Source organism: Bradyrhizobium sp. UFLA05-89 (assembly GCF_059803475.1).
The window spans coordinates 42,860-53,768 of record NZ_JBANBA010000063.1 but is presented as its reverse complement, the minus strand read 5'-3'; the positions used below and the strand labels follow the sequence as shown (position 1 = coordinate 53,768).

The 10,909-nt window shown below is 59.4% G+C and carries 6 protein-coding genes and 3 pseudogenes; 4 read left to right on the top strand and 5 right to left on the bottom strand.

Features of this window, described 5'->3' with window-relative positions:
* The coding region (locus SO139_RS27815) for an electron transfer flavoprotein subunit alpha/FixB family protein (RefSeq protein ID WP_498541002.1) at window positions 1–279 on the top strand (279 nt) is incomplete at its 5' end.
* Between the two features lie 287 nt (window positions 280–566).
* On the top strand, window positions 567–809 hold the full coding sequence (locus tag SO139_RS27810) for a hypothetical protein (protein WP_498541001.1): 243 nt from the start codon (window positions 567–569) through the stop codon (window positions 807–809).
* Window positions 810–1,288: 479 nt separating this feature from the next.
* On the opposite strand, the gene SO139_RS27805 is transcribed toward SO139_RS27810, so the two are convergent.
* On the bottom strand, window positions 1,289–1,552 hold the full coding sequence (locus SO139_RS27805) for an acyl-homoserine-lactone synthase (RefSeq protein WP_498541000.1): 264 nt from the start codon (window positions 1,550–1,552) through the stop codon (window positions 1,289–1,291).
* Between the two features lie 905 nt (window positions 1,553–2,457).
* Between SO139_RS27805 and ald the strand changes: the two genes are divergently transcribed.
* Window positions 2,458–3,570, top strand: coding sequence for an alanine dehydrogenase (ald, locus tag SO139_RS27800; protein WP_498540999.1), 1,113 nt, complete (start codon window positions 2,458–2,460; stop codon window positions 3,568–3,570).
* A gap of 142 nt (window positions 3,571–3,712) precedes the next feature.
* On the opposite strand, the pseudogene SO139_RS27795 reads toward ald, so the two are convergent.
* Both SO139_RS27795 and SO139_RS27790 read right to left on the bottom strand, forming a co-directional pair.
* Window positions 3,713–3,920 (bottom strand): annotated as a pseudogene (locus SO139_RS27795) (IS630 family transposase); the annotation flags it as partial.
* A 234-nt stretch (window positions 3,921–4,154) separates the two neighbouring features.
* A pseudogene (locus SO139_RS27790) lies at window positions 4,155–4,763 on the bottom strand (reverse transcriptase domain-containing protein); the annotation flags it as partial.
* A gap of 559 nt (window positions 4,764–5,322) precedes the next feature.
* Between SO139_RS27790 and SO139_RS27785 the strand changes: the two are divergent.
* Window positions 5,323–7,551, top strand: a complete 2,229-nt coding sequence (locus SO139_RS27785; protein WP_498540998.1) for a recombinase family protein — start codon at window positions 5,323–5,325, stop codon at window positions 7,549–7,551.
* A gap of 6 nt (window positions 7,552–7,557) precedes the next feature.
* Here SO139_RS27785 and SO139_RS27780 read toward each other — a convergent pair.
* Window positions 7,558–8,001 (bottom strand): annotated as a pseudogene (locus SO139_RS27780) (reverse transcriptase domain-containing protein); the annotation flags it as partial.
* 1,168 nt (window positions 8,002–9,169) lie between these two features.
* Window positions 9,170–10,888 (bottom strand): MFS transporter, encoded by a 1,719-nt coding sequence (locus SO139_RS27775; protein ID WP_498541009.1) that lies wholly within the window; start codon window positions 10,886–10,888, stop codon window positions 9,170–9,172.
* Window positions 10,889–10,909: the final 21 nt, after the last annotated feature.

The following is a 10,909-nucleotide window of genomic DNA, read 5'->3' as shown; positions in this document are numbered from 1 at the left end:
CTCGGTGCTGGTGTCGGTGCCTCGCGCGCGGCGGTCGACGCCGGCTATGCGCCGAACGACTGGCAGGTCGGCCAGACCGGCAAGGTCGTGGCCCCCGAACTCTATGTCGCCGTCGGCATCTCCGGCGCGATCCAGCATCTGGCCGGCATGAAGGACTCCAAGGTGATCGTCGCGATCAACAAGGACGAGGACGCGCCGATCTTCCAGGTCGCCGACTACGGCCTGGTCGCCGACCTCTACCAGGCGGTTCCTGAGCTCACGGCCGAACTCGGCAAGTAAAAGCGCGCCCGCAGACACGACCGTCATCGGCACGAAGCGAGACATTTCAGTCCGTATCGAAGGTGTCGACCGGCTTTTTGCCGCCGATGCGCTATGCGAGCTGTTGCCGCTTTGTGATTTCGTCGTCTTGGCTTTGCCAGCGACGCCGAACACTGTTGGTCTTATCGGGGCAGCCGAAATCGCCCGAAGGTAGCCCGGCGCGTTCTTGATGAACATTGCCCAAGGCAACATCGTCGTGAAAACCGAATTTGATAAAGGCTCTACAGATTGGCACAATTGCCGGCGCGATGCTGGACGTGTTCGAGCGGGAGCCCACTGGCGCGCGAGAGCCCGCTCTGCAACATGCTGAACGTAATCATAACACCGCACATCTCAGGAAAACGTTGGAGCGGCTACAAGGCGGGGTTTTCGTTCTCCGGTCGCCAGTACGCCGAAAAGTCAAACCGGCTTGGGCCTGTGCCGTCGCGCAGCTCCCGGTAGACAAGACTCGCATGATGGGTGCCCCATGTCGGATTCCAGCACCAGGCTGATGGCTGCTCCCATCCCAATGCACTCGATAGTCCCGCGGCCGTCACCGTGGCGTTCGATCGCGGCCCGATCCAGCGGCGAGACGAGCTTGGAAACCAAGAGATTTTCAAACTCCTTTCCGGGATGTACTGGCTAATGGTATTTTTATCCAGTGACGGCAGGTTCCCCGTCACGATCAAGACATCGAGCACTCCGCTGCGAAGTGCGGTTGCCAACCTGTACGCGATCGTTCGGCTGTTGCAAGTTTAGTGTGTGGCAATCGCTGCTTGAACTCGAGAAAGGAAGCCTGGAGCTTGCCTATCGACAGTGAGGTACAGAAGCCGATAGATAGTCGACCGGCCTCACGGTTTCGAACTGTCATCGCGGACGCTATGAGGGCCTCGAACTCTTCCAGAATTGTCCTTGCCAGGCCTTGCGGATGCGCTCTAGGGCTTCACAGATAACCGGCTAGACCGATCCTATCTCCGAGCGGTCGGGATTCTTAAATTGGGCGGAGCGGCCATCCGGCACGCCGAAAAATCAGCTCCCTACGGGCATCTGTGACGGTGATGATTTCAGTCAGTTGAAGCGAGAGACCGAACTCTATCATCGCTGCAAAGAGCTCGTAGGTCGCGCTAGCAAGTCCGGCGCTTGCTTTCGGTGTGTCTGGAGGAAGGTCCAGCGCAAATCGGCTACTTTCCCAGATATGATCGTTGTTTGGCGGAGGATCTCCGTTTAGAATTGTCCGAAAGGTGTCACTGAGCATGGTTGGACCGAGGATAGAAGCCGAACGCGACTCGATGTCCCCACTGACCTGGACGTTCCAATTCAATCGCTGTTTGAAACGGGATAGCGCAGTCGGTGCGTTTCGGCGAGATCATCAATGATCGCCGTAGTACGCTGCGTGATGAGCTGCATCATTCCTGCCTCCCTGCTTTGTTTCGGCAATAAAGCAGAGAAATCACGGTAGTCACATCCTGTTCAGTCGCGCAGGGGTCATGCAGAGCCGTCGCTTATCTTCCGGGATTTTGAGCCAACTAGCAGAACGACGGCTTGATAAAGCGAGCGAACGCCGAGCTTCGCTCTGCCATTATCCGGGTGAAAGCCACCGTTCACTCGGAGATGCCAAGAATGATCCCGATCTCCCCGGCAGTTCAAGACACTCGAGCTCCGAGGAGACAATGTCACCCCGCCGTAAGGCGGTCGGACGTCCAAAAGCGTGTTGCGTGTGCATGGAAAACCGTTGCGACTAGTCGCAGGTTCTGGGCGTGCTTGATGATTGAGCGCTCGAGCGCAGCTAGACGCTTAGCAAGACAAATTCTGCGCGGTGGCGATATCTGCGGTGCTCTGCTGAGCAGTGTCTCGATCTGCGCTTTCGATTAGCCGATCTGCAAACTGTTTAAAGGCGCGATACATGTTCGGTGAACAAATCGCCGTATGTTGGACACCTTGCGAGACTTTGCGGGTGAATGCGGCGAAAGCAGGAAGCAGAGTTCGGCCTGACCACGACATGAGCTCGGCGAGACTTATCGCATCGATCGTCTCTGGGAAACCATTCGGAATCCTGCGCTGATGCCACTGAAATCGCTGGATTTGTGCACGCTTTTGGCGCTTGCGCGTACGTTCGCAACGCGTTTCGCACTAAGAGGATCCGCCAGCTAGGAGACTGCAATGAAAGTGGGTGTTCCCAAGGAAATCAAGGCGCACGAATATCGCGTGGGCCTAACCCCTGGTGCCGTCCGGGAATATGTCGCGTCCGGCCACAGCGTATTGGTTGAAACCAACGCCGGCGCTGGCATCGGCGCGACAGATGGCGTTTACCACAACGCTGGCGCAACCATTGTTGGCTCGGGGCGCGAAGTATATGCCTCAAGCGAGATGATCGTAAAGGTCAAGGAACCCCAGCCTTCCGAGTGGGTTCAGCTGCGAGACAACCAGATACTTTTCACCTACCTCCATCTTGCTCCTGACCCGGAGCAGGCTATAGGCCTCATAAGTTCGGGTTGCGCGGCCATCGCCTACGAAACCGTAACTGATGCGCATGGCGGGCTTCCGCTGCTTGCCCCGATGAGCGAGGTCGCCGGAAGGCTTGCGATCGAGGCAGCAGGCGCGGCCTTGAAGCGTTATGCAGGCGGGCGAGGCCTCCTGATCGGTGGAGTGCCTGGTGTCCAGCCGGCCCGGATTGTGGTGATCGGAGGCGGCGTTGTTGGTACGCACGCGGCCCGGATGGCGGTAGGCCTGGGTGCCGAGGTCACAATCCTCGACCGCTCGATTCCCCGGCTACGCGAACTGGATGAGCTATTCGAGGGGCGCGTCCGAACTAGGTTTTCGACGATCGACTCCGTCGAGGAGGAGGTCTTTGCGAGCGACGTTGTCATTGGCGCTGTGCTTGTGCCCGGCGCGAGCGCGCCGAAACTCGTCAGCCGTGACATGTTGAGCTCGATGCGCAAGGGCACGGTGATCGTCGACGTCGCTATCGATCAGGGTGGATGCTTCGAAACATCGCGTGCAACCACGCACGCTGATCCAACCTATGAGGTTGACGGCGTCATTCATTACTGTGTGGCCAATATGCCGGGAGCTGTTCCGCTGACGTCAAGCCAAGCGTTGAACAACGCGACACTGCCGTTTGGCTTGGCTCTCGCCAATAAGGGATTTGCGGCGGTGCTCGAAAATCCACATCTGCGCGCAGGCTTGAATGTCTACCGAGGCCGGCTCACTTATAAGGCGGTGGCCGACAGTCTCGGCCTGCCATTCTCACCGATCGAGCAGGCCGCGGCCTGATCACCGAGGTCCCGCGTGGGACGTTTCCTCCCTGACTTGGCGGGCCACTCCTTCTGGAGTGGCCCACCCTTTGGGAGCCGAAGATCCCATCAAGACAGGTTGATTGCTGGAAGCCCGGATTATTTGCTCGGTAAGTGGAGGCGACATCGCCGGGTCGAAGGACGGGCAGAAGAACCTCCTCGATATAGGTGCGGAAGCTCACACCATCGGTTGGCCCCTCGATAAACCATGGCGCATCGATCCGGTCATGGCGTAGGGCTGCCAGGAAGGTCATGGTCTTCCAGCGGCCGTGGGGAACCTTGGCAGGAAGTCTGTGTCCGCGCCAAAGGAGCCATATCGGTCCTGGTCCAGGGGTGAGTAGGCCGGGGGATTTTCACCCCCGGCCTCTCGCAGAACGGTGCGTGAGCCTCTCGGTTCACACCGCTCCCATCAGGTGAACGTGGTCGTTCCGAACAACTGCCAGTGTACGAACAGCTCCGCATTATTCCGAGCCAGCTTTGCAAGAACAGCGAAGCACCGGTTTTGTGGAGCCGGAAGCGCTTGTACTTTCGCATGATCCACGCCCTCAGCTTCTGATTGACGTAGTCGACCAGAGAGAACAGCGCCGAACGACTGAACCGGCCGTAATAACCTATCCACCTCCGGAGGAGCGGATTGATCTGTTGGGCGACCTCAGCTAGCGTCCCCGACGTTTGCCGAGGAATGTGCAAGCTTCGGATCGTCGCTCGCATGGCCTTCAAAGCTGTCGGACTGACCGCCGGGGTGTACCCACAGAAGAACTCCTTCCGCTGTGACGTTGCCACCTGTCGCGGCCCGAGCTGATATCCGAGGAAGTCAAACTTGATCCTCGGATACCTTCGCCGACGCCTGTTGTCCTTGCAGTAAACGATCTGCGTCTTCGTCGGATGCATCTGAAGTCCGCACACTTCCAGCCTCGCTTGAAGCTCCGCCTTGATGGCTTCTGCTTCTTGCTCGGTCCGGCAGTGCACCAGTCCGTCGTCGGCATACCGACACCAAGGAAGGTCGGGATGTGTCCGCGCCATCCAGAGATCAAACGTATAATGCAGGAACAGATTGGCCAGTATTGGACTGACTTGCGGGGTTCCGCGGATCCGCTCACCGAGCTTCCCGTCCTTTTCCATTGATGCCGTCAGCCATCTTTCGATGTAGGGCAGCGCCCATTTGCATTTCACGTGTCTCCGGACCGCCTTCGGCAGGAGATCATGCGGGAGATTGTCAAAAGACTACTCGACAGACTACCCACCACCGTGCTCATCATCTCGACGACTATCCCGATCAGGTAACCATCGTTCGGTCGCGCCATCCCTTTGAGGGATCTGCGCTTAATGTGCTTGGCTGGTGTCATCGACGCGGCGAACTTCATCTGACGCTTGTACTGCCCGATGGTACCCGTGCCCTTGTACCGGCCGCGTGGACAGATCTGCCTATCGCACAACATTTACCGCGTGCAAGCCCGCAATGCGCTCGAGCGGCATTCCTGGCTTCCCACACCGAGCTGCTGCACGCCCGGACGATCGTCGACGCTTTGCTGCGGCAATTGGATGCCGCGCATACTGTCCTGCCACCGGAATCGGAGGACAGCCATGCAGCAGCTAAGCTTTCTCGACCCACCACCTCAGCGCGGGACCGTACCCGTATGGGAGGCCCTCGATAAAGAGCAGCGCGCACATCTCGTGCTGCGACTCGCCCGACTAATCGCCCGAGCAATCGCCACTGCCGGAGATCACAACGATGAACGAACTGAGCAAGATCACCGCTGAGCACCTACGCCGATGCGCAATCGTCTACGTGCGTCAGTCCAGTACGACGCAGGTCGAGCATAATCGCGAGTCCACTGCCCGTCAGTACGAGTTAGCCGAACGCGCCGCGCGGCTTGGTTGGCGACGCGATCAGGTGACGGTCATCGATGAGGACCTCGGTATTTCCGGTTCCGGCCTTTCCGAGCGCACCGGCTTCGCGCGTATGACCGCGGAGGTCGGCCTCGGCCAGGTGGGCATCGTGCTCGGCTTGGAAGTCTCGCGACTAGCGCGCAATAATGCTGATTGGTACCGTCTGCTCGATCTATGTGGCCTGACCCACACGCTCATCGGTGATGGAGATGGGATTTATCATCCGGGCTTGTTCAATGACCGCCTGGTGCTCGGGCTCAAAGGTACGATGTCAGAGGCAGAGCTGCATGTGCTGCGTGCGCGGCTGCTCGGTGGCATCCGCAACAAGGCCGCACGCGGAGAACTGCACCGCGGGCTGCCGGTGGGTCTGGTACGGGGCGACGCCGACGGGGAGGTGCTGTTGCATCCTGACGAGTCGGTGCAAGCCGCGATCCATGCTGTCTTCGACCGCTTTGCCGAATTCGGCTCGGCACGACGCGTGTGGTTGTGGTTCCGCTCGCAAGGCCTGCGCTTTCCGCTGCACTCCAACAGCCTTGTCGATCTCCGCTGGGTCGCCCCCACTTACACAAAGATCCACCAGGTCCTCACCAACCCGTTCTATGCCGGCGTTTATGTGTATGGCCGCACCCAGCAGACATGCTATCTCGATGCGGGCGGTCGAATCCGAAAGCGCATCAGACAACGCGACCGCGAGCAGTGGCCGGTGTTCATTCGTGACCATCATGCCGGATACGTCGATTGGAATACCTTCGAGGCGAACCAGAAGCGCCTGGCGCAGAACATCCGTCCTCGACCGCACCAGAGCGGGGGTGCCGTGAGAGAAGGCGCAGCACTCCTGCAAGGCCTCGCCGTATGCGGACACTGCGGTCGGCGCCTGGCCGTACACTACAGCGGCCGGTTCTCGGCGCCCGGATATCACTGCGCCGGCAAGAACATCGTCAACGGCCGGGGCGAGTACTGCCTCAACATCGGCGGTGTGCAGATTGATGCGGCTGTCGCCGAAGCGTTCCTTGCGGCTCTCGCGCCCGCAGGCCTGGAAGCCTCGCTCCAGGCGATCGAGCAATTCGACGCCGATCACGAGACGACTCTCGCGCAGTTCCGTCGCGACGTCGAGCGTGCGCGCTACAACGCGCAGCGCGCCGAGCGACGCTATCGCGCCGTGGACCCGGAGAATAGACTCGTCGCGCGTGGACTCGAAGCAGAATGGGAAAGCGCTCTGCTGGAACTGAAGACTGCCGAATCCGAACTCTCGGACCGCGAACATGCCCGACCGCGCTCGCTTACGCACGAAGAACGCGACGCGATCCTTGCACTCGGTAAAGACCTCAAGCGTATCTGGTTCGCTCCCACGACGAGCGATCGGGATCGCAAGGAGTTGCTCCGCACGCTGCTCGACGATGTCACCTTGAGAGTCGAGCGCGATAAATACAACGCTCACCTGACGCTGCGTTGGCGCGGCGGTCTCTTCAGTGAAGTTAATGTCCCATTGCCGCACTCGCATCCATCGCCGATCCGCACCGCCGACGATACGATCGATCTGCTGCGGCGACTGGCTGCACATTATCCCGACACCAAGATCGCCGGCATCCTCAATCGCCAAGGCCGTACAACGGCCACAGGACTGTCGTTTACGGCAAATCGTGTGTCGAGCCTGCGGACGCACTGGGACATCCCGTGCTTCGAGCCGAAACAGCAAGTGCAGGACGGCGAGTGCATGACGATCGAGAAAGCAGCCCGCGCTCTTGGGATCGCACCCTCTACTTTGCATCGCTGCCTCAACGATGGCTTCATTGCCGGAGAGCAGATCACACCTGGCGCGCCGTGGCGCATCCGTATCAATGACAAGTTGCGGTCGCGCTTTGTGGAGAGCGCGCCCGAAGGTTACGTGAAGATGTTCAGGGCCATGAATCTACTCGGCGTCTCGCGGCAAACCATCTTGCAACGTGTAAAGCGCGGCGAGCTTAAGGCCGTTCACGTCTATCGCGGACGGGCAAAAGGCATACGAATTCAAGTACCTGCAGTTGCTCCGGACCTCTTCGACTCTCTCAAAAAAACTGAAGGTGTAGTATGACGCAACATCCAACAGTCCTTTGATGTCGAACTCCAGGACCCAATCATATTTCCAGCACCGCTGACGCGTGACGCCCACGGCGTCCAGAGCCGATTTTCCTGGCCTGTAATCGTAAGAGTCCGGCAGGAAAATGGATTCCAGTTCCGGCTCAATCATCTGTTTGACCACCATCTGCGCGATCCGATCGCTGATAGTGGGCACACCTAAAGTCCTTTCGCCGCCCGTCTTCTTTGGAATGGAGACGGCGAGCACCGGAGGTGGAAAGTACGCCCCCGACGACATCCGATTCCAGATCTTGTAGAGATTCCCTGCAAGGTCTTTCTCGAACATCTCGAAGGTCTGTCCGTCCACTCCAGCCGCTCCGCGATTGGATTTGACCGCCTTGTACGCTTCGTACACTCGCCGCTTCTCAATCGAGAACGGCTTGTTTATCGCACTGTTCGAAGTCATCCTGTTTCCAGTTGGTCCAAGAGTACGACTACCCGATCCCTTTGCTCCGTCCCCATTACAGGGCCCTCAACGCTCCTACGGATCGGTCCGCCCCAGTCTCTTGCATCGGTACTCTCGCCTCGCGGCTGGCACCGCTTGCGCTTCTCTCTTGGCATCAAGAGCCTGGTTCCTGCAGTTCCACGCGAAAGCCTGTGTCCGACTCACCCCCTCTACGCCGGTCGCCGCCCGCCCAGTCCTCAGGCATCTGCCGGACTTGTCCCAGGATGACGAGACGGTCCTGGTTTTGACGACACTTGAATTCATAACGACGCGTTTTCGGGGGGGCACTTTCGTTCGTCTTTCGGACACTCACCTGCTCGGTATATTTCGAACTTCTGATCCGACGCTCACCACACAGCTCTTTACCGCAGCAGTTCGGATTGGTTTGAGACCCGCCCCTGAAAGCTGATCTCCGGGGCCCGCCCCCATCTTTCCCGCAGCTTCACCATCGGTCTTAGTTCATGTTGAACTCCTTCCGCTGTCTGCAGCACACTCTCGTCGATGAAGACCAACCGCTCGGCTTCGACGCGACCTTGATACTTTGCTCACTGGGCCGGCGAGATACCTCGGGACGATCGCGTTCGCCAGTCGGCGCGCTTTTTTTGAAGCTGAGCTTCTCGGCTTGCACGAAGTCCCACACCGAGTGTTAGTCGACCTTCAGGCCGTAACCGGCAGCGAGACTTCGTATGGTGAAATCGCATCCCCTGATCCGCTGCGACAGCTAGACTGCGTGGTCTCCCGAAACCGCCTTCAGCTTGTGACCGCCCATCTGACCGGGCTCAACGATGCCGGCCTCCTTGACCCGCTGCATCCAGCCGATGGCAGTACTGATCGCCACCCAAACTGCTTGGCGGCCCGATTGCGCGACATCCCGCCTTCGATCGCGGACGCGACACGCTTACGGAGATCCAGCGAATAAGGCTTGCCCATCCATGCTGGCCTCCAATCCAGCCAGCATGGTGGTGAACCAGAAACACGCTGATTTGGGAATCCCAAATCGATTCAACTTAACCCCATCCCGCCTTAGTTCCTGCGAAAGATCCTGTCGGTTCTGGCGAACATCAAGCGCTGGTTTGAGCTTCATGTGCTGGCCGGGGCGCCGCGAATGCATGCGCAAACTACATTGCCCTCAGAGACGTTTTGGCTCCTTTCTTGACGGCTGCTGCTTCGTGTCACCTTCCTCGCAATCGGTGGGCAAGACCTCGTTCGCTGCTCGGCCCGGGGATTCGTCCTTCCAGCGCACCGACCCGAAAGGGCGCTCCAGCGTACGTCTGACACGCACGGGATCGGGACCCATATGGAAAGCGGCGGCCTTCCGGTCCAGTGCGCGCTCAGACTGGGTCGCACGGTTGCGCTGGCGTAAATAATCGAGCCATGTCGGGCAGTGATAGCGCTCTGTCCACAGTTCGGGATCCGCAATGTCGCGGGCAATGGACCAGCCATAAGCTCCGTTGCGCTGTCGAAATCGTTGGACCTCCTGCATCGCATTATGGAAGGGACGCGCATTCTCCTGCGCCACGCGATATTCAACCTCCACCACAAGCGGTCCGCTGCGTGCAGTCAGTGCCAGCCGAACCTTTGGATCTTCGAGCATCTCAGGCTCTTCTCCCCGCGCGCTGATGCGCGGCATGGGCAGCCAAAGCCCGAGGAGAGGGGAGGCAAGCAGCAAGCCTGCCGATACCAAGAGCGCAACGTCGACCCCAGCGGCATCTGTCACATGGCCCCAAGCCCAGCTACCGACGGCAATCCCGCCGGAACTAGCCGCCTGATAGGCCGCAAGCGATCGTCCAGCCACCCAGCGTGGCGCCGACAGCTGCACAGCAATATTAAACAGCACCCAGGTCAGCATCCACACGGCGCCCGACAAGACCAACGCGATGGCCGTGAGAACCGGCTCGTGGCTAAGGGCCACTGCGACAAGCGCGCCGCCCATCGATACAGCGCAGGCACGGATCGCTGCCTCGCCGCTCATTCGCTTGCGGACCTCGGTGATGTTTAGCGCGCCAATCACCGCGCCGAGGCCAAAGGCGCTGGCCATCATACCGTACGTTTCTGCTCCTCCGTGCAGCAGATCGCGGGTGACTAGTGGCATCAAGGCAAGGATCGCGCCGCCAATCATACCAGTGACTATTGAGCGGGTCAGCACAATCTTAATTGATGGCGAGTTGATGATGTAGCGCACCCCGGAAACGATTGCGCGGTTGAGTTTTTCAGGTGGAAGACGCGACGGTTCAGTGATGCGCTTCCACAGAAACAACGCAACTATCAGCGGTAAATAGCACAGCGCGTTAAGCACGAACGCAGCCACTACGCCGACGCTCGCAACGACTATGCCGCCGATTGCGGGGCCGATGCTCCGTGCGATATTGTAGCTAATGCCGTTAAGCGCGACTGCAGCTGGCAATGCTTCCGAAGGCACCTGCTCGCTCACCGAAGCTTGCCAAGCTGGTCCCATCAGCGCCCAGCCACTACCGACGGCAAAGCAGAGTGCAAGCAAGACATTCGGAGTGACCAAGTCCAGCCAGGCGAGCGTCGTCAGCGCTGTCGCGCCGGCGAGCGTGATGCCCAGCGACACGAGCACCACTATCCGCCGATCATGCATGTCCGCCACCGCACCGGCCGGCATCGAAATCAACATGACCGGCAGCATCAGTGCGGTCTGCACCAGCGCGACCTTGTCGGCCGATGATGTCATCTGTGTCATCGCCCAGGCTGCGCCTATCCCCTGAATCAGAATACCAACGTTGGAGAGCAAGCTCGCAAACCAGATGCGGCGGAAGGTTGGTAATCGTAACGGAGCGGTGATTCGATCGGCGCCGGCCGTCTGAGGCTTGGATGGATCCGTCATCTCGGCTCCAGTTTGATTTCC

Excerpts from the sequence above, each read along its gene's own strand:
- SO139_RS27810 (WP_498541001.1), top strand. The coding sequence starts at position 567 with ATGCTGGACGTGTTCGAGCGGGAGCCCACTGGCGCGCGAGAGCCCGCT.
- SO139_RS27805 (WP_498541000.1), bottom strand. The coding sequence starts at position 1,552 with ATGCTCAGTGACACCTTTCGGACAATTCTAAACGGAGATCCTCCGCCA.
- ald (WP_498540999.1), top strand. The coding sequence starts at position 2,458 with ATGAAAGTGGGTGTTCCCAAGGAAATCAAGGCGCACGAATATCGCGTG.
- SO139_RS27785 (WP_498540998.1), top strand. The coding sequence starts at position 5,323 with ATGAACGAACTGAGCAAGATCACCGCTGAGCACCTACGCCGATGCGCA.
- SO139_RS27775 (WP_498541009.1), bottom strand. The coding sequence starts at position 10,888 with ATGACGGATCCATCCAAGCCTCAGACGGCCGGCGCCGATCGAATCACC.